Origin of the sequence: Corallococcus sp. CA049B (assembly GCF_003611685.1) — a bacterium.
GTDB lineage: Bacteria > Myxococcota > Myxococcia > Myxococcales > Myxococcaceae > Corallococcus > Corallococcus coralloides.
The window spans coordinates 1-20,748 of the sequence record NZ_RAWC01000159.1; the positions used below are offsets into that span (position 1 = coordinate 1).

The window sequence follows — 20,748 nt, forward strand, 5'->3', positions numbered from 1 at the left end:
GCCACCCCGAGCACGCTCGCCGCGCCCGCCACCCCGCCCACGTAGAAGTACGCCGGGACCGTCCAGATCCACAGCGGCTCCTTCAACACCGGCATGCCGTAGTAGCTCGGAGCCACCGCGCTGTCCGGCCCGGACCGCGACGGCACCGTGGACAGCACGTCCATCCCATGCCGAGCGGGCTCCGGGTCCTTCACCCGCTGCTGAGCACCCTCACCCTCCAGGATGCCCGCGCGCGTGTCGATGTTCCGCCCGTCCGCCTTGCGCTGGAGCCGATCCAACAGCGTGTCGTCGCTCATCCGCGCCCCTCCCTCCCGAACGCCACCGCGCCCAGCGCCACCGCCACCATGCCCACCGCGCCCATCGCCACCGAGGCCCATGACCGCAGCGCCTTCTTCGTCGGCACCACCGGGTCCGGCGGCAGGTTGTAGACCTCCGGCTTGTCCAGCAGCAGGAAGAACGCGTTGAGCCCACCCGTGCCCGGCTGGTTCTCCGCGTCCTTCCCATACAGGTACGCGTCCGTCATGCCCCGCTGATGCAGGTCGCGCACCCGCGACTCCGCGCGCGCATGCAGTTCATCCAAATCTCCGTACTGGATGGACGCCGTGGGACACGCCTTCGCGCACGCTGGCGTCTGGTCGTCACCGATGCGGTCGTAACAGAGCGTGCACTTCCACGCGCGCCCGTCGTCCTCGCGCCGGTCAATCACTCCGAACGGACACGCCGACACGCAGTAGCCGCAGCCGTTGCACACGTCCGGCTGAACGTAGACCGTGTCGAACTCCGTGCGCACGATGGCGCCCGTGGGACACGCCTCCAGGCACCCCGCGCGCTGGCAGTGCTTGCACACGTCCGACATCATCAGCCACGAGAAGTCCCCCGCGCCCGACGTCTGCCCCTGCAACGGCACCGGCCGCTCCACGAACGCCACGTGCCGCCAAGTCGACGCGCCCAGGTGCGCCGTCTGGTCGTAGGACATCCCCGTGAAGTGGAAGCCGTCGTCCGGAAGCTGGTTCCACTGCTTGCACGCGACCTCGCACGCCTTGCAGCCGATGCAGAGCGTCGTGTCCGTGAAGAACCCCTTGCGGCTCCCCATGCGCCTATCCCTTCCCCTCGGGTTCCTGTGTCTCCGAGTGGTCCGTGACCTGCGGCGGTGTCACGTCGCGCGGCACCTCCGGCACCGTCAGCGGAGGCGGCTCCGCTCCCGCCGCGGCCCTCTCCCCCGAGCGCATCCGCCCCGCCCGCAGGTCCGCCGTGAACGCCTTCGACTCCTGGATGTCCACGTTCTGATCCGCCACGAACGCCGTCAGCTCGTTGGCCCCTTCGCCTCGCACGCGCCCCGTGACGCCCCAGTGGTACGGCAGGCCAATCTGGTGCACCCGCCGCCCCTTCACCTTCAGCGGGCGGATGCGCTCCGTGACGAGCGCCCGGCACTCCAGGTCCCCTCGCGCCGTGGCGACGGTGCACCAGTCCCCGTTGCTCAGCCCCTTCTCTCGCGCCAGCTCCGGGGAGATTTCGCAGAACATCTCCGGCTGCAACTCGCTCAGCCAGGACAGCCAGCGCGACATGCCGCCCGCGGTGTGGTGCTCGGTGAGCCGGTACGTGGTGACCAGGTACGGATAGCGCGGGTCGCCCCAGGCCCGGTGATAGGGGTTGTCCTTGCGCTTCCACTCCTCGCGCGTGGGGCTGCACTGCTGCGCGTAGAGCGGGTTGGGCACCACCGACTCCATGGGCTCGTAGTGCGTGGGCAGCGGCCCGTCCATCATCCCGCTGGGCGCGAAGAGCCAGCCCTTGCCGTCCGCCTGCAAGAGGAACGGATCATTCCCGGCGAGGGTCGCCAGCCCCGTCGCGCCCTCGGGCGGGCGGTACTCCGGCGGCCGGTCCGCGATGAAGTCCGGCACGTCCTCGCCGGTCCACTTCTTCTCGCCCGCGTCCCACCACACGTAGCGCTTGCGCTCGCTCCAGGGCTTGCCGTTCGCGTCCGCCGACGCGCGGTTGTAGAGGATGCGCCGGTTGGACGGCCACGCCCAGCCCCACTCGGGCGCCACCCACGTCTGCTCCTGCCCCGGCTTGCGCCGCGCCGTCTGGTTCACTCCGTCCTTGAAGCAACCCGAGTAGATCCAACAGCCACACGCCGTGGAGCCGTCGTCCTTCAGCGCCGTGAAGCCGTCCACCAGCTTCCCATCCGCCACCGAGTAGCCGTTGATCTCCTTCAGCACTGCCTCCGCGGAGGGCTCCGCGTGCGGCCCGTGCGTGGGGTAGTCCCACGTCAAATCGAGCAGCGGCGCGTCCTTCGGATCCGTGGAGCCCGCGTAGCGCTCCCGCAGCTTGCGCCCCAGGTGGTAGGTGAAGTGCAGCTCGCTGCGCGTGTCCCCCGCCGGCTCCACCGCCTTGTGATGCCATTGCAGCAGCCGCTGCGTGTTGGTGAAGGTGCCGTCCTTCTCCGTGTGCGCGGCGGCCGGGAAGAAGAACACCTCGGTCTGGATGTCCTCTGGCCGCACCTGCCCGGACTGGACCTCCGGCGCCGTGCGCCAGAACTCCGCGGTCTCGATGAGCGTGAAGTCGCGCACCACCAGCCAGTCCAGCTTGCGCAGCCCCTTGCGCTGGAGCGCCCCGTTCATGCTGCCCACGGCGGGGTTCTCCCCCATGACGAAGTAGCCCTGGAGCTTCCCGTCCGCCATGTCCGCCACGGTCTGCATGTGCGAGTGATTGCCCGTCAGCCGGGGCAGGTGGTGGAACAGGTAGTCGTTGTCCTTCGTGGCCCTGTCCCCGAACCACGCCTTGAGCAGGGACACCGCGTACTTGGGGAACTCCGTCCACCAGCCGCTGCCGGACTTGTTCTTGCGGATGTAGTGCGTCAGCGAGTCCGTGCCGCTCGCGCGCGGCATGGGCAGGTAGCCGGGCAGCAGGTTGTAGAGCGTGGGGATGTCCGTGGAGCCCTGGATGGACGCGTGCCCGCGCAGGGCGAGGATGCCGCCGCCGGGCCGGCCGATGTTGCCCAGCAGGAGCTGGAGGATGGCCGCCGTGCGGATGTACTGCACACCCACCGAGTGCTGCGTCCACCCCACCGCGTAGCAGAACGCGCTGGTGCGCTCCGGGTTGGAGTTGTCACACAGCGTCTGGGCCACCTGGAGGAACAGCGCCTCGTCCACGCCGCACACCTGGGACACCACCTTCGGCGTGTAACGCGCGAAGTGGCGCTTCAAGAGCTGGAACACGCACCGGGGATGCTGGAGCGTCTCGTCCCGGTGCTCGTCGCGCAGGTCCACGCGGTGGTCATGCCCGCCCGCGCCCGCGCCCGGCTCGTCCGTCAGCTCCTTGTGGCCCGCCGCCGGCACCACGCCTTCCACGCCCTGGTACTGCCAGGTGTGGATGTCATAGCGGTTGTCCTTGGGCTGGTAGCCGCTGAAGAGCCCCTCCAGGTCCTCCGTGTCCTGGAAGCCCTCGCGGATGAGCGTGGCCGCGTTGGTGTACTGCACCACGTAGTCACGGAAGTACCGCTCGTGCTCCAGCACGTAGTGGATGAGCCCGCCCAGGAACGCGATGTCCGTGCCCACGCGGATGGGCGCGTACACGTCCGCCACCGCGCTGGTGCGCGTGTAGCGCGGGTCCACGTGGATGACCTTCGCGCCCCGGGCCTTCGCCTCCATCACCCACTGGAAGCCCACCGGATGGCACTCGGCCATGTTGGACCCCTGGATGAGGATGCAGTCCGAGTGCTGCAGGTCCTGCTGGAACGTCGTGGCTCCGCCGCGGCCGAACGTGATGCCCAGACCGGGCACCGTGGACGCGTGTCATATTCGCGCCTGGTTCTCCACCTGCACCACGCCCAGCGCGCTGAAGAGCTTCTTGAGGAGGTAGTTCTCCTCGTTGTCCAGCGTCGCCCCGCCCAGGTGCGCCAGCCCCAGCGTCCGGTTCACCCGCTGGCCCTGCGCGTCCGTCACCTCGAACGTCGCGTCGCGCGTGCGCTTCACGCGCTCGGCCACCTGCTCCATCGCCTCTTCCAGCGGGATGGGCTCCCACTCCGTGCCGCCGGGGCGGCGGTAGAGGACCTGCTGCACGCGTTGCGTTCCCGTGACCAGCTGGAAGGTCGCGGCGCCCTTGGGACACAGCCGCCCGCGCGAGATGGGGGAATGCGGGTCACCCTCGATGTCGAGGATGCGCCCGTCACGCACGTGCACCTCCTGCCCGCAGCCCACCGCGCAGTACGGGCAGATGGACTTCACGACCGCATCAGCGGACTTGGTGCGCGGCGCCAGCGAGCGGCTGCGCGCCGACATCGCCGTGTCGCCCAGGGCCTGGCCGTCTCCCCGCGCGAACTGCCGCAGCACGGGCCATCCCTTCATCAGGTCGCGGAACTTCAAGGCCGCTCCTCCCCTGGACGCGCACGTGGAATCCGCTCTTCAAGATGGGGACGCACCGCGGGGCGGACCAGTGCCGTGGGGCCCGTGCCCATGTCCGGCAGCGGACGCGAGAGCAGGCGGGCAGGCACGAAAATGCGCGATGCGCGAAATCAGACCGGGGGGTTCAAGCCGTTATTTCCCTACGGCGCCAACGCCTCTTCCTGCTCCTCCCCCCCGTGGGCCCCAGGGCCTTTGCGGCGGAGCCGGAAGACCTGCAGCCATGTGACGGCCGGACACGTGGCGGAGAGCGAGTGGAGAACCTGCATGACGGACAGTGCCCCTCTCATCCTGCTGATCGAGGACGAAGAAGACCTCCGGGATGCGGTCGCGACGCTGTTGGAGATGGAAGGCTATCGCGTCGCACAGTGCATCCACGGTGCGGATGCCTGGACCTGGCTGAAGTCCCATCCCCGTCCGGGACTGGTGCTGCTGGACCTGATGATGCCGGTGATGGACGGACAGGCCTTCCTCGCGCGGCTGTCACTGGAGCGCATGTTGGAAGGCGTGCCCATCATCGTGATGTCCGGCAGCCCCTTCCATCCACCGGGCGCGGTGACCTACCTGCGCAAGCCGGTGTCGGTGGGGGCCCTGATGGAAGTGGTGCGCCACTTTCTTCCTTCATCCGGGGAAGGCTCGGAAGGACCTCACACGTCGTGAAACACGTGTCGCATGGCGCGGCGCGTGCGCATCGAGGACTCGCGATGGGAGGGGACCTGTGGAATCCTCGCGCCCCGTCAGGTCCCCGCCTGGTCCATTCCCCCTCATTCAAAGGACGGCGCAGATGCCGGCTGGCATGCTGAATCTACCCGAGGACGTCGCGCGCGACCTGGAAGCCCGCCTGGCCGCGACGTCAACGGAGGATACGAGCCGGGGCCTGTTCTTCCTGGGCGTGCTGGACGCGGTGCGCTTCCTGGGCGGAGCGGACGCGGTGAAGCGCTGTCTGGAGCAGGTGGGAGAGACCGCGGACTTCATCCCCATGCAGCCCTATCCGTTCCCGCGCTTCCTGCGGCTGTCCTACGTGGCGGCGGAGCAGCTCGCGCCGCTCGTCGGCGGTCACGATGCGGCGCAGCGGCAGATTGGCACGCAGGCGATGCTGGACTTCCTCAACTCCATGTTCGCGCGCGACTTCGTGCAGCAGGCGGGTGGCGACCCGAAGCGGCTCCTGGAGCTGATGCACTCCGGCTACCGCACGGCGCTCAACTTCGGCGAACGCTCCGTGGAGTGGACGGGCCCCAAGTCGGGCCGGGTCATCATGAAGCGCTCGCTGATGCCGGTGCCCTACAACGAGGGCATCCTCCAGTCCGCGCTGGAGGTGGCGGGCCTGCACGACGTACAGGTGCGCGGGCAGGCCCAGTCACTGGTGGATGCCGTCTACGACGTCTCCTGGTCTTGAGGACGCCCGCGGCCTGCTCCCCCGGAGGGCGGCCGTGCGAACGGGCGGCGCGGAGGATTCCGGGGGCTTGCCTCGTGCCAAGCCCGGCGGGAAGTCCCACCTCAGGGCGAGGAGGGGCGAAAGCGCATGGCGCGTCACGAAGACTTGAGGGGACAGGTGGCCATCGTCACGGGCGCGTCGAGCGGCGTGGGCTGGCAGTCCGCGCTGCGGCTGGCGGAGGCCGGCGTGCGGCTGTGCGTCACCGCCCGGCGGCAGGCGGCCCTGGAGCGGCTGCGCGTGGAGGTGCTCCAGCGCGGCGGCGAGTGCCTGGTGAGTGACGGCGACGTCACGGTGGCCGAGGACGTGGAGCGCGTGGTGCGCGAGTGCGTGGCGCACTACGGCCGCGTGGACCTCCTGGTGAACGCGGCGGCGGTGCAGTCCTACGGCTACTTCGACCAGCTGCCCTGGGAGCACATCACGCGCGTGTTCGACGTGAACTGCTTCGGCTACTTCCGCTTCGCGCGCGCGGTGCTGCCGCACTTCCGCGAGCAGGGCCATGGCCACCTGCTCAACGTGCAGTCCATGCTGGCGTCGGGGGCCGCGCCGCTGTTGTCCGCGTACGCCGCCGCGAAGCACGCGACGCTGGGGTGGGCGCAGTCCCTGGAGCTGGAGCTGGCCGGCACGGGCATCCACGTCTCCAACGTGATGGTGCCCTCCGTGTCCACGCCCATGTTCGACCACGCGCCCACGATGCTGGGGTGGAAGCCCGTGCCGGTGCCGCCCACGTATGACGTGGACCTGGTGGCCCGCGCGGTGGTGCGGCTGGCGAAGCGGCCGGGCCGCACGTCGGTGCCGGCGTTCCTCCAGGGGCGGCTGATGCTATGGCTCAACGGCCTGGCGCCGTCCGTGGGCAAGGCGGTGCTCTCCCGCTTCGGCGTCCGGATGCAGACGACGGACATGCCGCTGGACAGGCCCGAGGGCAACCTCTTCGCCCCCGTGGTGGAGGGCGTGGGCCCCCGGGGCAGCGTGCCGCCGACGCCCGCTTGGAAGCGCTTCACCGCGACGCTGGGCCTGGCCGCGCTCACGGGCGGCGTGGTGGGCGGCGCGGTGCTGGGAGCGCGCGGCCTGATGCGCGCGGCGCGCTAAGGCAGACGGCGCCCGGAGCCGAGCGGGCCGCGATCAGGATTCTTTCCGTTCGCGGCGCTGATGGTGGGGTGTCAACGAAGTGTTGGGTGGGTCGGAAAACATCCTCGCGTTGCGGCGCTCTTTGGCTAGAAGGGGCCCCGCAAGCGCTCCGGGTAGGGTCGGCCGGGCGCCAACGAGGGGAGAAACATCGATGCGTGGAAGCAATAAGTGGACGGGCCTGGCGCTGGTGGCGGGCCTCGCGGTGTCGGCGCAGGCGGTGGCGGCGGAGCAGCCGGACCTGAACGCGAACCCGGGCAGCTCGTCGTCGTTCGGCCAGGCGGGCCAGATGGTCATCAGCCAGGACCTCAACGGCTTCCTGGGCTACAACACCGCCTCTGAAGTGTTCCTGATCCGCCTGGAGCCGTCCGCGGACTACTTCCTCCAGCAGAACCTGTCGGTGGGCGCGTCCGCGCTGGTGGCCTTCGGCTTCGGCGACAGCACCGTCGTGGGCCTGGGCGTGCTGGGCCGCGTGGGCTACCACCTGCCGCTGGGCGAGCGCGTGTCGCTGTGGCCCAAGGCGGGCTTCGGCGTGCAGTTCGCCCACGTGCCGGGCGCCAGCGACGTGAACTTCGTCCTGGACTTCAACGCCCCCGTCCTGTTCCACCTCACGCCGCACTTCTTCATCGGCGCGGGTCCGCAGGTGCGCGCGGTCATCAGCCAGGACGTGGGCAGCCTGGGCTCGGAGCAGGGCTACTTCGCCGGCAACGACGTGACGCTGGGCATCACCACCACGGTCGGCGGCTACTTCTAGCCTCGGGCCTTCCCCGGCACCCCGGGCTTCGTGCCCGGGTGTCGGGGAGTGCGAGACCCGTGACGTAGGACGCCGGGGGTTGACGTCACGGGTTGGATGTGTTGGGTTGGAGGGTGCCATGTCCGTGCTTCCGTTCGCTTGCCGGCTGCCCGCGTTCGCCCCCCTGCATCCGCTGGGGAGGGGCCCGCTGGGAGAGTGGGTGTCCCTGGTGTGGCCGCTGGAGCAGGACGCGGCGGACGCGCGCCCGCTGGTGGTGAAGACGTTCCTGTTGGCGTCGGGCCTGGCGCCGGAGACGCGGCGTCCGCTGGAGGACGCGCTGACGCGGGCGGTGCCGCTGCGGCATCCGGGCATCGCGAGGCTCCACGGCTTCCAGGTGGACGTGCGCGACACGCTGACGGTGGTGTCGGACTACGTCCCGGGCTGCTCGCTGGCCACGGCGCGCCGGCGGGTGCTGGGGCGGGGTGGACGGCCGTCGGAAGCGTTCGTGTGTCACGTGGGCGCGGAGGTGGCGGGAGCGCTGCATGCCGCGCATGGCGCGCGCGTGGTGCACGGGGACGTGCATGCGCACCGCATCCGCGTGGGTCCTCGCGGCGAGGTGACGCTGACGGACTTCGGGCTGCGGTCCGCGCGTCCGCTGCTGCGCCGGTTCGCGTCGCCGTCGCGGCCGGACGTGGTGGAGCTGCCCGGGTGCGAGGACGCGGTGGGCTCGGCGGTGGAGGCGCGGGAGGACCTGCGCGCGCTGGGGCGGGTGTTGTTGGGGCTGGTGTCCGGGAACACGGTGGTTCCAGAGGACTCGGCTGGGGTGGACGCGGCGCTGGATGGGGTGTCGCCCGCGCTGCGGGACGTGCTGCGCGGGATGCTGCTGGAGGCGCGCGGGGCGGACAGCGCCGCGGGGCTCCAGGCGGCGCTGCGCGACTGCATGGGACACGGCGTGGAGTGCCACGGGCCGGAGTCGGTGGTGCGCGAGCTGGCGGCGCTGCCGGGCTCGGGGCCGCTGTCGCCGGTGGACGTGTACGTGGGCGCGGCGTCGGTGATGTCGGCCTCCGTGCCCGTGCGCGGGCGCACGCTTCCGTCCTGAAGACGCCAGGAGACTTCGTGCGAGCACCGGACATCCCGTGATGCCCCGGTGGGTAGCCTTCGTGTGGACTGACGAACGTCGCGCGCCGGGTGCGTGTGAAACGCGACGGGACGCGAACCGGAGGCTGGTGGTCGCCGCGAGGCCACGCCCACAGTCGCGCGCGCCTCCGGCCCGTGCATCCGCGGAGGCTCCACGCTGGATGGGGGGAGGGCATGGCTCCGCTGTTCCGCCCGGGGACCGACTCGGTGCTGCGGGCGGTCATCGCTCTGGCACTGGGTGTGCCCGCGGTGGCGCTGGCGGGCCTGCTGCTCCTCGCGCGCAACCCGCTGGGCCGGGGCTCGTTCACGCCTCGCGAGCAGCCGCTCCCGTTCGACCACCGCCACCACGTGGGCGACGAGGGCATCCCGTGCGGCTACTGCCATGAGGGCGCGTGGCGCTCGCCGGTGGCGGGGGTGCCGCCCACGCAGCGCTGCCTGGGGTGCCATGCGCAGGTGTGGAACGGGAGCGCCCGGCTGGAGCCGGTGCGCGCCAGCGGCTTCGACGGCACGGCGCTTCCGTGGAACCGGGTGCACGCGCTGCCGGACTACGTCTGGTTCAGCCATCAGATCCACGTGAACAAGGGCGTGGGCTGCGTCACCTGCCACGGCCGTGTGGACACCATGCCGGCGGTGCAGCAGGTGGCGCCGCTCACCATGGGCTGGTGCCTCGACTGTCACCGAGACCCGGCGCCATGGCTGCGCCCCGTGTCCGAGGTCGCGAACCTCACGTGGCGTCCACCCGGAGACCCGAGGGAGACGGGCCGCGCGGTGCAGGCCGCGCTCGGTGTGTCCCCTCGCACGGATTGCAACACATGCCACTTCTGACCGAACCCGCACGGACGGATGACCGCGACGCGCCCGGCGCTGACGGGACGGAGCCGGTGCGCGCGTGGCGGAGCCTGGAGGAGTGGCACGCGGGAGGGCCCGGACACGAAGCCCTGTCTCGTGAGCATCCTCCCAGCGCGGTGCTCCCGCCCGAGGGCGTGGCGCGGCGCACCTTCCTGCAGCTCGCGACAGCGTCACTGGCGGCCGCGGGCTTCAGCGGGTGCTTCCGTCAGCCGCAGGAGAAGATCCTCCCGTATACGACGCCGCCGGAGGGGCTGACGCCCGGCGTGCCGCTGCACTTCGCCACGGGGCTGGAGTGGAACGGCCGCACGGTGGGGCTGGTGGTGGAGAGCCACGAGGGGCGGCCCACGAAGGTGGAGGGCAACCCGCTGCATCCGGCGAGCCTGGGCGCGGCGGGAGTCTTCGAACAGGCGGCGCTGCTGGGGCTCTATGACCCCGCGAGAGCGAAGACCGCGCGGCTGCGAGGCGCGGAGGCCGCGTGGAGCACCGTGAGGGATGCGCTGCGCAAGCAGGCCGAGCGCGAGGACGCGGGCGCGGGGCTGCGCTTCCTGGTGGAGCCCACGAGCAGTCCGCTGGTGCAGGCGCTGTACGCGCGCATCCAGCAGCGCTTCCCGTCCGCGCGGCTCATCCCCTGTGGCGCGGCCCTGGCGGACGGGCGCCGCGAAGGCACCCGGTTGGCGTACGGCAGGGTGCTGGACGTGGTGCACGACGTGGGGCGCGCGGTGGTGGTGGCGGTGGATGACGACTTCCTCGCGACCACACAACCCGGCCACCTGCGCGCGGCGCGGGACTTCGTGAACGCACGCAAGCCGGAGGCGATGAACCGGCTGTGGGTCGCGGAGAGCACGCTGACCGTCACGGGCGGCTTCGCCGACGAGCGGCTGCGCCTGCGGCCGTCGCAAGGCGCCGCGCTGATGCTCGCGCTGGCGGAGGAGGTGGGGAAGGGATCGGGCGGGAGCGCGTTGGCCTCGGGGCTCGCGAGCCTGCGCGTGCCCCCGGCCGCGCTCACGGAGGCGCAGCGTGCCTGGGTGCGTGGCGCGGCGAAGGACCTGCTCGCGCACCGGGGGCAGGGGCGGGTGACCGTGGGCCCGCGCCAGCCGCCGCTGGTGCATGCGCTGGCGTTCGCGATGGACGAGGCGCTGGGCAATACGCCCCGGCTGCTCGAACCCGTGGCGCTCCCGGACGGAGGCCCGGAGGCGCTGACCTCGCTCCTGGGGGAGATGTTCGAGCAGCGGGTGGACACGCTGATCATCACGGCGTGGAACCCGGCCTGGACGGCGGCGGTGGACTCCGGCTTCACGCGCCAGCTGGAGCGCGTCCCCTTCCGGCTGTACCACGGCCACCACGAGGACGAGACGGCGGCGCTCTGCCCCACCTTCGTCCCCGCGACGCACCCCTTCGAGTCCTGGCGCGACGGCCGAGCACCCGACGGCACCGCGTCCGTGCTGCAACCGCTCATCGCGCCCCTGTTCCCTGGAGCGGTCTCCGAGGTGGAGCTCCTGTCCGTCTTCGCGGGCCTGGAGTCGCGGAGCCCTTACGAACTGCTCAAGTCCCTGTGGAGGGAGCGCACGGGCTCACCGCCGGACTTCGAGGCGCGCTGGGAGACGTGGCTCGCGGACGGCGTCATCCCGGAGACCCAGGCCCCGCCCGCGCGAGCCGTGCTGGACGAAGCCGCGGTGTTGAAGGCTGCCCGGGAGGTCGCGGGGCCGGAGCCCCGGATGAAGGCACCCGAGGGCCTGGAGCTGTCGCTGGTGCTGGACTCGCGGCAGTACGACGGCCGCTTCGCGGGCAACGCGTGGCTCCAGGAGTTGCCCGATCCGGTGACGAAGCTCACCTGGGGCAACGCGGCGCTGCTCTCCCCGGCCACCGCGCGGGCCCTGTCATTCGAGAAGGGTGACGTGGCGCGCATCGAGGTGCTGGGCCAGGCGGTGGAGGTGCCCGTGCTGGTGCTGCCCGGTCAGCCGGACGACACGGTGACGCTGGCGCTGGGCCACGGCCGCCAGCGCGTGGGACCGGTGGGCCAGGGCGTGGGCGTCAACGCGTACGCGCTGCGGTTCCGGGACCTGCCATGGGGCGGTGGCGCTCCGACCCTCACCCGCACGGGCCGCCATCACGCGCTGGCGCTCACGCAGGAGCACTGGAGCATGGAGGGGCGCCAGCTGGCGCTCCAGCTCACGCAGGCGTCCTTCCTCGCGAAGCCCCAGGCGCTCCGCCCACTCCAGGAGGACGGCGAGCGGCTCTATCCGCCCAACGCGCTGCTGAAGAGCGACCGCCACCAGTGGGCCATGGCCATCGACCTGCACCGGTGCACGGGGTGCAGCGCGTGCATGGTGGCCTGCCAGGCGGAGAACAACGTGCCGGTGGTGGGGCGGGATGGCGTGCTCAAGAGCCGGGAGATGCACTGGCTGCGCATCGACCGTTACTTCCTGGGAGACCCGGACGACCCGGGCTTCATCACCCAGCCCGTGGCGTGCGTGCACTGCGAGGCCGCGCCCTGCGAGTACGTGTGCCCGGTGAACGCCACCGTCCACTCGGACGAGGGCCTCAACCAGATGGTCTACAACCGCTGCATCGGCACGCGGTACTGCTCCAACAACTGTCCCTACAAGGTCCGCCGCTTCAACTACCTGGAGTACCAGCAGCGCGAGCCGCTCTCCCGTCTGCGCCAGAACCCGGACGTGACGGTGCGCTCGCGCGGGGTGATGGAGAAGTGCACGTACTGCGTGCAGCGCATCGAACGGGCGCGGGCCGTCGCGCGCTCGGCGCACCGGGACGTGCGTGAAGGCGAGGTCCGCACCGCCTGCCAGCAGGCCTGTCCCACGGAGGCCATCACCTTCGGGGACCTGCGCGCGCCAGAGTCAGAGGTGCGCCGGAGGCACGAGGACCCGAGGCACTACAAGCTGCTCAACACCCTGGGCACCCGGCCGCGCACGGTGCACCTGGTGCGCCTGAAGAACCCGGCGCCGAAGGGAGGCGCATGAGCACGGCAGACCCGCAGGTGCCCGCCCCCGGAGATCCGCTCACCGAGCACCCGCTCTTGGAGGGGCGCCACTCGGACCGCGCCTACAGCGAGTCCCTGCTGGCCTTCGTGCACCGCCCCGCGGGCCGGACCTGGTGGGCGCTGCTGGGCCTGGGGCTGGCCGGGACCGTGGTGCTCGCGGTGGCGGTGGGTTTCACGCTCTTCGTGGGCGTGGGGACGTGGGGCAACAACATCCCGGTGGCGTGGGCGTTCGGCATCACGAACTTCGTGTGGTGGATTGGCATTGGCCACGCGGGGACGCTCATCAGCGCCATCCTGCTGCTGTTCCAGGAGAAGTGGCGCGGGTCCATCAACCGCTTCGCGGAGGCGATGACGCTCTTCGCGGTGACGTGCGCGGGGCTCTTCCCGCTGCTGCACCTGGGGCGGCCGTGGAAGTTCTACTGGCTGGTGCCCTATCCCAGCAGCCTGCGGGCGTGGCCGCAGTTCCGTTCGCCGCTCACGTGGGACATCGCGGCGGTGGGGACGTACCTCACGGTGTCGCTGCTGTTCTGGTACGTGGGGCTGATTCCGGACCTGGCCACGGCGCGCGACACGGCGAAGACGCCCCGGGCGCGCTTCTGGTACGGGCTGGCGAGCCTGGGGTGGAGGGGCTCGGCGAAGCACTGGCGGCAGTGGCGCACGGGCTACCTGCTGCTGGCGGGGCTGGCCACGCCGCTGGTGGTGAGCGTGCACACCATCGTGTCCTTCGACTTCGCGGTGGCGCAGCTGCCGGGCTGGCACACGACGGTGTTCCCGCCGTACTTCGTCGCGGGCGCGGTGTTCAGCGGCTTCGCGCTGGTGCTCACGCTGCTGATTCCGGCGCGCAAGGCGCTGGGCATCGAGCACGTGGTGACGCCGCTGCACCTGGACAACATGGCGAAGGTGCTGATGGCCACGGGGTGGATGGTGGCCTACGGCTACATCCAGGAGCACTTCTTCGCCTGGTTCAGCGGGAACCCCTTCGAGATGCACGCCACGGAGGCCGAGTTCTTCGGGCCGTACGCGCCGCTGTTCTGGATGCAGGTGTTCTGCAACGTGCTGGTGCCGCAGCTGTTCTGGTCCTCCCGGCTGCGCACGAACGTGGGGGTGCTGTGGGTGGCGGCGCTGCTCATCAACGTGGGGATGTGGACGGAGCGCTTCCTCATCGTGGTGGCGTCGTTGAGCATGGACTTCCTGCCGTCGTCCTGGGCGGCGTACCGGCCCACGTGGGTGGACTGGAGCCTGCTGGGCGGCACGGTGGCGTTCTTCGGCACGGCGTTCCTACTGTTCCTGAAGTTCGTGCCGGCCGTGTCCGTGAGCGAGATGAAGGAACTCCAGCGCGAGGTGGACGCGTCGCTCGAGTTCCGGCGTGAGCAGGGCACTCGCCCAGGCGGTGCGCCATGAGCCGCCACTGGGTGCTGGGAGAGTTCGCGTCCAGCGACGCGCTGGTGGCCGCGCTGAGGGACCTGCGCGCGAGGGGCTTCGAGCAGCTGGACGCGCACACGCCGTTCCCGGTGGAGGAGACGTTCGAGGCGCTGGGGCTGAAGCGCTCGTGGCTGCCCTTGCTGACCCTGGGGGCGGGGTTGGGAGGCGCGGCGTTCGCGTACGTGACCCAGTGGTTCACGAACGCGGTGGACTATCCGTTGGACGTGGGAGGCCGGCCGCTGCACAGCGTGCCCACGAACCTGCCCATCACGTTCGAGCTGGGCGTGCTGAGCGCGGCGCTGACGGTGTTCGGCGCGCTGATGGTGCTCTTCGGCTTCCCGCACGTGACGCACCCGGTGTTCGACGTGGAGTCCTTCCGCAGCGCGTCCGTGGATGGCTTCTGGGCGAGCGTGGCGGTGGACGGGGAGGACGCGCCGAAGGTGGAGGCGGCGCTGCGCGAGCTGGGCGCGCGGCAGGTGTCGGTGGTGGCGGAGGGGGCGCGATGAAGCGTTGGACGCTCCTGGCGCTGCTGGGCGGGATGGCCGCGTGCGACGACACGGATCCGATGGCGTCACAGCCGCGAGCGGAGGCCTTCGAAGCGAGCGCGTTCTTCGAGGACGGCAGGGCCATGCGGCCCCTGGTGCCGGGGGTGGTGGCGCGGGAGTGGCGCACGCGCGAAGACACGCAGGAGCTCACGGCGGAGGGCGGGTGGGTCCAGGCCGTGCCGGTGCCGTTGACCCGGCGGCTGCTGGAGGAGGGACGCACGGCCTATGAGACCTGGTGCGCGGTGTGCCACGGGCTGACGGGAGACGGGGACGCCGTCGTGGCCAGGAAGATGCCGCAGCGCCGGCCGCCCGGACTGTTCGTGCCGCACGACCATGCGACACAGGTCGTCTACGGCGTCGTGGAGGGCGAAGCCCCATACACGGGGACGCAGGCCGTGACCGCGAGGGTGGGGCCGGAAGCGTTCCCGCTGCCCCAGCGGGTGGACGGGTGGGGCGCGGTGAGGGACACGGCCGATGCGGGGCGCCCCGGAGTCTCGGCCGCCTGGTCAGGCGATGCGGGCTGGCCGCGAGCGTGGGCGTCATCCTCCGGGCGTGGGCAGGTGACGGTGGGGGACGCGGGCTCGGCAAGGGCCCGGCAGCTGGCGCTCGTGGGGCCGCGAGGGCTCGCGATGGAAGGACGGCTCAACGAGCCCTCCACGACGGGAGACCTGCCGCACCCACCGGGCTTCTACTTCGCGGTCATCTCCCAGGGCTTCGGCGTGATGCCCGCATACGGGCCACAGCTCACGCCCCAGGAACGCTGGGCCGTGGTCGCGTACCTGCGAGCCCTGGGCCGCAGCCAGCGAGCACCGCTCACCGTCGCACCGCCCGAAGTGCAGGCGAGGCTGCGCCAGGAGGTCCGCGCCCCATGACGGCCCAAACGTCAGGCCCTCGGCGCTCCATGCTGTACACCCCCCGTCCGACACGGCGGTCCAAACCTGTCGGACAGTCGGATAGGTCTCCGAGGCCCAAGTGGACCGGCAGCCCCCGCGACGGCGAGAGGCCAAACCTGTCGGACAGTCGGACAAGTCTGCGAAGCCCAGGTGGCGCGGCAGCCTCCGCCCAGCGCGGTTGCCCAAACCTGTCGGACAGTCGGACAAGTCTGCGAAGCCCAGGTGGCGCGGCAGCCTCCGCCCAGCGCGGTTGCCCAAACCTGTCGGACAGTCGGACAAGTCTGCGAAGCCCAGGTGGCGCGGCAGCCTCCGCCCAGCGCGGTTGCCCAAACCTGTCGGACAGTCGGACAAGTCTGCGAAGCCCAGGTGGCGCGGCAGCCTCCGCCCAGCGCGGTTGCCCAAACCTGTCGGACAGTCGGACAAGTCTGCGAAGCCCAGGTGGCGCGGCAGCCTCCGCCCAGCGCGGTTGCCCAAACCTGTCGGACAGTCGGACAAGTCTGCGAAGCCCAGGTGGCGCGGCAGCCTCCGCCCAGCGCGGTTGCCCAAACCTGTCCGACAGTCGGACAGGTTTTCGCGGAGCGCCGCCGAAGCAGCGCCCTCACGGGGCTCTCACCTTCTCACCCGTGAGGACTGGTTTCAGGTCGGAAGGCCTGGCGCCCTCGAACGTTGTACGCGGCTCCCTCCACGTGCGGTTCGGCCATGAGGTCGGAGCGCCATGACGCCCCCCGTGCTCCCACGCTTCGAGGGCGGACACCGCGCGCTGGGCGTCAGCGCCGCGCTCGGGGTCCTGGGCCTTGCGGCCACCGCGCTCGGCGCCTTCCTCGACGTGCGTCAGGCCCTGGCGGGCTACCTCTTCGGCTTCACCTACTGGCTGGGCCTGTGCCTGGGCGCGCTGCTGCTGCTCGCCACCTTCCACGCGTCGAAGGCGCGCTGGCCCGTGGTGCTGCGTCGCGCGTTGGAGGTCTGCGCCGCCATCGCGCCGCTGTTCCTCGTGCTGTTCGTGCCCCTCGCGCTGGGGATGCGGCACCTGTATCCGTGGGTCGCGCCGTCCTCGGACCTGGGCGAGCACACGCTGCACGTGCTCGAGCACCGGCGGCTCTACAACAACGTGCCCTTCTTCCTGGGGCGCGCGGCGCTGTACTTCGCCACCTGGGGGCTCGTGGGCCACCTGCTGCACCGCTGGTCCGTGCGCCAGGACGCGACGGGCGACGTGCGCTGGACGCTGTGGCAGCGGCGGCTGGGTGGGGGCTCGCTCCCAGCGCTGGGCCTCACGTTCTCCTTCATGACGCTGGACTGGATGATGTCGCTGGAGGCGACGTGGCAGTCCACCGTCTACGCCGTCCACGTCTTCTCCGGCGCGTTCGTGGGCGCGCTGGCCTTGATGATCATCGCGGGCGCGGCCACTCGCGGCACCCAGCACTTCGGCAGCTTGATGTCCCCAGGCCACTACCACCGGCTGGGCACGCTGCTGTTCGCCTTCGTCTGCTTCTGGGCCTACATCGCCTATTCGCAGTTCATGCTCATGTGGGTCGCCGCCCTGCCGGAGGAGGTGAGCTGGTACCGCGTCCGCCTGGAGGGCGGCTGGGGCGCGCTGTCGCTCGTGCTGGTGCTGGGCCACTTCGTCATCCCCTTCGCCCTGCTCCTGTCGCGCGAGCTCAAGTCGCGCCCGCGGGTGCTGGGGGCCGTGGCGCTGTGGCTGCTCGCGATGCACGCCGTGGACGTGGCGTGGCTGCTGTTCCCCTCGCTCTCCCCGGAGCGCGTCGTCATCCCCTGGACGGCGCTCACCGCGTGGCTGGGCGTGGGCGGGCTGTCCGTGGCGGCGGCGCTCTGGCGCGCGCGCGGCAGCTACCCCGTGCCCGTGGCGGATCCGTACCTCGTCCACTCGCTCCAGGTGCGCCCGCCATGAGCGAAGCCCGTCCACCGCCTCCGGAGCTGGAGCGGCTGCCCACCGCGTGGCTGCTGCGCGTCGGAGCCGTGGCGCTGGCGCTGCTCGCGGCGGCCAGCGTCGCGGCGTGGGCGCTGTGGATCCTCTGGCGTCCCGACTCCGAGCGCCCCCTCCCCCTGCCCCCGGGCACCCTTCAGGTGGGCATGCTCGACCAGGCCCCGTTCGCGCTGGACCGGCGCGCGGACGAACTGAAGGCGCGGCAGCGCGAGCGGCTGGACGGCTACGGCTGGGTGGACGTGGACGCGGGCGTCATCCACCAGCCCATCGACGCGGCCATGCGGCAGCTGCTCTCCGAAAGGGAAGGGGGATCGCGATGAACGAGCTGCTGCGCCGCCTCTTCTTCCTGCCGGAGCAGGGCTCCACCTTCGCCGTGAAGGTGGACCACCTGCACTACGTCCTGCTGCTCACCACGCTGGCGGTGGGGGTGGGCATTGGCGCTGTCGGCCTCGTCTTCCTCGTGCGCTACCGCCGGCGCACGGCGTCGGACCCCACGCCCCGGGTGGTGGCGCCCACGTGGCTGGAGGCGCTGTTCATCGGCGTGCCGCTGTCGCTGTTCCTGCTCTGGTTCGTCCTGGGCTTCAAGCAGTTCGTCTGGGTGATGAGCCCGCCCCAGGACGCGCTGGACGTGTACGTCACCGGCAAGCAGTGGATGTGGAAGTTCACCTATCCCGGAGGCCCCAGCGCCATCGACACGCTGGTGGTGCCCTCGGGCCGGCCCGTGCGGCTGCTCCTCACGTCGCGGGACGTCATCCATTCCTTCTACGTGCCGGACTTCCGCATGAAGCGGGACGCGATCCCCGGCCGCTACACCGACCTCTGGTTCGAGGCCCCGAAGCCCGGCCGGCACCAGGTGCTGTGCGCGGAGTACTGCGGGATGGACCACTCGCAGATGCGCGGCGAGGTGGTGGTGCTGCCGCCCGCGGCCTTCGAGGCGTGGCGGGACGCGCAGCGCCGCAACCTCCCCGTGGCCGCGGAGCCCATGGCCGTCCGGGGCGAGCGCATCGCCGCCGCGCAGGGCTGCCTGCAATGCCACACGGTGACGGGCGCGCCGCACATCGGCCCCACGTGGCTGGGGCTGTACGGCAGGCAGGAGCCGCTGGAGGGCGGCGGCGCGGTGCTCGCGGACGAGGCGTACCTCACCGAGTCCATGATGGATCCCCTGGCGAAGGTGGTGGCCGGCTACGCGCCCGTGATGCCGGGCTACCACGGCCGGCTGAGCGCGGAGGACTCCGGAGCGCTCGTGGAGTTCATCAAGTCCCTGCGTCCCACGCGCCCGGGAGTCACCGCGGCCGAGGAGCCCGTCTATGTCCCCACCGGCCGCTGAGTCCTACCTGACGGACGGACGCACCGTGTGGTCGTGGCTCACGACGCACGACCACAAGCGCATCGGGGTGATGTTCCTGGGGCTGACGCTCTTCTTCTTCCTCGTGGGCGGCCTGTTCGCGCTGGCGCTGCGCATCGAGCTGCTCACGCCCGGCCGCACCATCATGGGGCACCTGGCGTACAACCGGATGTTCACGCTCCACGGCGTCACCATGGTGTGGCTGTTCATGATTCCGGCCATCCCCTCCGCCTTCGGCAACTTCCTGGTGCCGCTGATGATTGGCGCCAGGGACGTGGCCTTCCCCCGGCTCAACCTGGCGTCCGTGTACCTCTACGTGCTGGGCGCCAGCGTCGCGCTGTGGGGCATGTTCGAGGGCGGCGCGGACACGGGCTGGACCTTCTACACGCCCTACAGCACGACCACGGGCACGGCGGTGCTGCCGGTGCTGGTGGGCGTGTTCATCATCGGGTTCTCCACCATCCTCACCGGGCTCAACTTCATCGCCACGGTGCACACGCTGCGCGCGCCGGGCCTGACGTGGATGAAGCTGCCGCTGTTCGTCTGGGCCATCTACGGCACGTCCATCATCCAGGTGCTGGCGACGCCGGTGCTGGGCATGGTGCTGCTGCTGGTGGCGCTGGAGCGGGTGGTGGGCGCGGGCATCTTCGACCCCGCGCGCGGAGGCGACCCGCTGCTCTTCCAGCACCTGTTCTGGTTCTACAGCCACCCGGCCGTCTACATCATGGTGCTGCCCTCCATGGGCGTCATCAGCGAGGCGGTGTGTGCCTTCAGCCGCAAGAACGCCTTCAGCTACCGGATGATTGTGTATTCCACGCTGGGCATCGCGTTCGTGGGGTTCTTCACCTGGGGCCACCACATGTTCGCGTCCGGCCAGTCCACCTTCGGCTCCGGCGCGTTCGGCGCCATGTCGATGCTGGTGGCCATCTTCACGGCGATCAAAATCTTCTCCTGGCTGGGCACGCTCTACCGGGGCTCCATCGCCATCGAATCGCCGCTCATCTACACGCTGGGGTTCATGTTCTTCCTCTTCTTCGGGGGGATGATTGGCGTGGCGTACTCGACCACGTCGTTGAACCTGCACTGGCACGACACGTACTCGGTGGTGGCGCACTTCCACTTCATCATGGTGGGGGCGACGGTGATGGCGTTCCTGGCGGCGCTGCACTACTGGTTCCCGAAGATGTTCGGGAGGTGCTTCCCCGCGAAGCTGGCCAACGGCGCGGCGGTGTTGATCATCTTCGGCTTCATCGCCACGTTCGTGCCGCAGTTCCTCCTGGGGAACCAGGGGATGCCCCGGAGGTACGCGGACTATCCGCCGCATTTCCAGTCGCTGCACGTGGCGTCCACGGCGGGAGCGTCACTGCTGGCGTTCGGGTTCCTGGTCATCGCGGGCTATCTGGCGTGGAGCCTGCGGTATGGCGCCGCCGCGGGAGCCAACCCCTGGGGCAGTGATGGCTTCGAGTGGCGGTCCGCCTCCCCGCCACTCACGCACAACTTCTCCACACCGCCCGAGTACCCCACCGGTCCGCACGAGTACGCGAGCGAGGAGGTGCCGCATGCCGCCTGAGGCCGTGACGGAGCACTGGGGCTCCGAGAGTGCGCGCCGGCAGGCGGCGTACCTGGGCATGTGGGTCTTCATCGCGACGGAGGTGTTGCTGTTCGCGGGGTTGTTCACGGCCTATGGCGTGTATCGCTCGGTGTACCCGGAGGTGTTCCGGGCGGCGCAGCTCACGATGGACGTGGGGTTGGGCACGCTGAACACGTTCATCCTGGTGACGAGCAGCATCGTGGTGGCGCTCGCGGTGCACGCGGTGCGGGGCGACAGGCCGGGGCTGGGCGGGGCCTTGCTGCTGGTGGCGGCGCTGTTGGGCGTCGTGTTCCTGGTGGTGAAGGGCGTGGAGTACGCGCACCACGTGAGGGCTGTGTC

The 20,748-nt window shown here is 70.9% G+C and carries 17 protein-coding genes and 1 pseudogene; 15 read left to right on the top strand and 3 right to left on the bottom strand.

Translation table 11 applies throughout. The annotated features are described in order from the left end of the window. The 3 genes and pseudogenes from D7W82_RS27815 to fdh all read right to left on the bottom strand — a co-directional run. Positions 1-296, bottom strand: a pseudogene (locus D7W82_RS27815) (formate dehydrogenase); the annotation flags it as partial. Beyond that, positions 293-1,093: a 4Fe-4S dicluster domain-containing protein gene (locus D7W82_RS27820; RefSeq protein ID WP_171425834.1), complete on the bottom strand. Its 801-nt coding sequence runs from the start codon at positions 1,091-1,093 to the stop codon at positions 293-295. The pseudogene D7W82_RS27815 and the gene D7W82_RS27820, both read right to left, overlap by 4 nt. Positions 1,094-1,097: 4 nt before the next feature. Then, positions 1,098-4,343, bottom strand: a complete 3,246-nt coding sequence (fdh, locus tag D7W82_RS27825; protein ID WP_199727841.1) for a formate dehydrogenase — start codon at positions 4,341-4,343, stop codon at positions 1,098-1,100. Between the two features lie 321 nt (positions 4,344-4,664). Between fdh and D7W82_RS40665 the strand changes: the two genes are divergently transcribed. From D7W82_RS40665 to D7W82_RS27905, 15 genes are all read left to right on the top strand, one after another. After that, positions 4,665-5,057, top strand: coding sequence for a response regulator (locus D7W82_RS40665; protein WP_158617741.1), 393 nt, complete (start codon positions 4,665-4,667; stop codon positions 5,055-5,057). A 136-nt stretch (positions 5,058-5,193) separates the two neighbouring features. Next, positions 5,194-5,793, top strand: coding sequence for a DUF2378 family protein (locus D7W82_RS27840; protein WP_158617742.1), 600 nt, complete (start codon positions 5,194-5,196; stop codon positions 5,791-5,793). A 126-nt stretch (positions 5,794-5,919) separates the two neighbouring features. Further along, a complete protein-coding gene (locus D7W82_RS27845) occupies positions 5,920-6,918 on the top strand; it encodes an SDR family oxidoreductase (protein WP_120621245.1) in 999 nt (332 codons plus the stop codon). Between the two features lie 190 nt (positions 6,919-7,108). Next, positions 7,109-7,708, top strand: a complete 600-nt coding sequence (locus D7W82_RS27850; protein ID WP_120621246.1) for an outer membrane beta-barrel protein — start codon at positions 7,109-7,111, stop codon at positions 7,706-7,708. Positions 7,709-7,826: 118 nt separating this feature from the next. Then, the gene (locus D7W82_RS27855; RefSeq protein ID WP_120621247.1) at positions 7,827-8,786 is read left to right on the top strand and encodes a protein kinase; all 960 of its coding nucleotides are present in this window, start codon (positions 7,827-7,829) and stop codon (positions 8,784-8,786) included. Positions 8,787-8,998: 212 nt separating this feature from the next. Then, on the top strand, positions 8,999-9,649 hold the full coding sequence (locus D7W82_RS27860; RefSeq protein WP_120621248.1) for a cytochrome c3 family protein: 651 nt from the start codon (positions 8,999-9,001) through the stop codon (positions 9,647-9,649). After that, a complete protein-coding gene (locus D7W82_RS27865; RefSeq protein WP_120621249.1) occupies positions 9,637-12,651 on the top strand; it encodes a TAT-variant-translocated molybdopterin oxidoreductase in 3,015 nt (1,004 codons plus the stop codon). Before D7W82_RS27860 ends, D7W82_RS27865 begins: the two co-directional genes overlap by 13 nt. Further along, positions 12,648-14,072: an NrfD/PsrC family molybdoenzyme membrane anchor subunit gene (gene nrfD, locus D7W82_RS27870; RefSeq protein ID WP_120621250.1), complete on the top strand. Its 1,425-nt coding sequence runs from the start codon at positions 12,648-12,650 to the stop codon at positions 14,070-14,072. Before D7W82_RS27865 ends, nrfD begins: the two co-directional genes overlap by 4 nt. After that, positions 14,069-14,599 (top strand): DUF3341 domain-containing protein, encoded by a 531-nt coding sequence (locus D7W82_RS27875; protein WP_120621251.1) that lies wholly within the window; start codon positions 14,069-14,071, stop codon positions 14,597-14,599. The genes nrfD and D7W82_RS27875 overlap by 4 nt, the downstream gene beginning before the upstream one ends. Beyond that, a complete protein-coding gene (locus tag D7W82_RS41800) occupies positions 14,596-15,510 on the top strand; it encodes a cytochrome c (protein ID WP_233587972.1) in 915 nt (304 codons plus the stop codon). Before D7W82_RS27875 ends, D7W82_RS41800 begins: the two co-directional genes overlap by 4 nt. A gap of 736 nt (positions 15,511-16,246) precedes the next feature. Beyond that, entirely contained in the window at positions 16,247-17,437 is a 1,191-nt protein-coding gene (locus D7W82_RS27885) for a hypothetical protein (protein WP_120621252.1), read from the top strand. Then, positions 17,434-17,793 carry a hypothetical protein gene (locus D7W82_RS27890; protein ID WP_120621253.1) on the top strand — a complete coding sequence of 120 codons (360 nt, stop codon included), beginning with the start codon at positions 17,434-17,436 and terminating at the stop codon, positions 17,791-17,793. Before D7W82_RS27885 ends, D7W82_RS27890 begins: the two co-directional genes overlap by 4 nt. Beyond that, positions 17,790-18,800 carry a cytochrome c oxidase subunit II gene (coxB, locus tag D7W82_RS27895; RefSeq protein WP_120621254.1) on the top strand — a complete coding sequence of 337 codons (1,011 nt, stop codon included), beginning with the start codon at positions 17,790-17,792 and terminating at the stop codon, positions 18,798-18,800. The genes D7W82_RS27890 and coxB overlap by 4 nt, the downstream gene beginning before the upstream one ends. Beyond that, on the top strand, positions 18,781-20,388 hold the full coding sequence (locus tag D7W82_RS27900) for a cbb3-type cytochrome c oxidase subunit I (RefSeq protein WP_120621255.1): 1,608 nt from the start codon (positions 18,781-18,783) through the stop codon (positions 20,386-20,388). The genes coxB and D7W82_RS27900 overlap by 20 nt, the downstream gene beginning before the upstream one ends. Next, a partial coding sequence (locus tag D7W82_RS27905) for a cytochrome c oxidase subunit 3 (RefSeq protein WP_199727840.1) occupies positions 20,378-20,748 on the top strand: 371 nt, incomplete at its 3' end. The genes D7W82_RS27900 and D7W82_RS27905, both read left to right, overlap by 11 nt.

Excerpts from the sequence above, each read along its gene's own strand:
- D7W82_RS27890 (WP_120621253.1), top strand. The coding sequence starts at position 17,434 with ATGAGCGAAGCCCGTCCACCGCCTCCGGAGCTGGAGCGGCTGCCCACC.
- D7W82_RS41800 (WP_233587972.1), top strand. The coding sequence starts at position 14,596 with ATGAAGCGTTGGACGCTCCTGGCGCTGCTGGGCGGGATGGCCGCGTGC.
- D7W82_RS27865 (WP_120621249.1), top strand. The coding sequence starts at position 9,637 with ATGCCACTTCTGACCGAACCCGCACGGACGGATGACCGCGACGCGCCC.
- D7W82_RS27860 (WP_120621248.1), top strand. The coding sequence starts at position 8,999 with ATGGCTCCGCTGTTCCGCCCGGGGACCGACTCGGTGCTGCGGGCGGTC.
- D7W82_RS27855 (WP_120621247.1), top strand. The coding sequence starts at position 7,827 with ATGTCCGTGCTTCCGTTCGCTTGCCGGCTGCCCGCGTTCGCCCCCCTG.
- D7W82_RS27840 (WP_158617742.1), top strand. The coding sequence starts at position 5,194 with ATGCTGAATCTACCCGAGGACGTCGCGCGCGACCTGGAAGCCCGCCTG.
- coxB (WP_120621254.1), top strand. The coding sequence starts at position 17,790 with ATGAACGAGCTGCTGCGCCGCCTCTTCTTCCTGCCGGAGCAGGGCTCC.
- D7W82_RS27885 (WP_120621252.1), top strand. The coding sequence starts at position 16,247 with ATGACGCCCCCCGTGCTCCCACGCTTCGAGGGCGGACACCGCGCGCTG.
- D7W82_RS40665 (WP_158617741.1), top strand. The coding sequence starts at position 4,665 with ATGACGGACAGTGCCCCTCTCATCCTGCTGATCGAGGACGAAGAAGAC.
- nrfD (WP_120621250.1), top strand. The coding sequence starts at position 12,648 with ATGAGCACGGCAGACCCGCAGGTGCCCGCCCCCGGAGATCCGCTCACC.
- D7W82_RS27900 (WP_120621255.1), top strand. The coding sequence starts at position 18,781 with ATGTCCCCACCGGCCGCTGAGTCCTACCTGACGGACGGACGCACCGTG.
- D7W82_RS27820 (WP_171425834.1), bottom strand. The coding sequence starts at position 1,093 with ATGGGGAGCCGCAAGGGGTTCTTCACGGACACGACGCTCTGCATCGGC.
- D7W82_RS27845 (WP_120621245.1), top strand. The coding sequence starts at position 5,920 with ATGGCGCGTCACGAAGACTTGAGGGGACAGGTGGCCATCGTCACGGGC.
- D7W82_RS27850 (WP_120621246.1), top strand. The coding sequence starts at position 7,109 with ATGCGTGGAAGCAATAAGTGGACGGGCCTGGCGCTGGTGGCGGGCCTC.
- D7W82_RS27875 (WP_120621251.1), top strand. The coding sequence starts at position 14,069 with ATGAGCCGCCACTGGGTGCTGGGAGAGTTCGCGTCCAGCGACGCGCTG.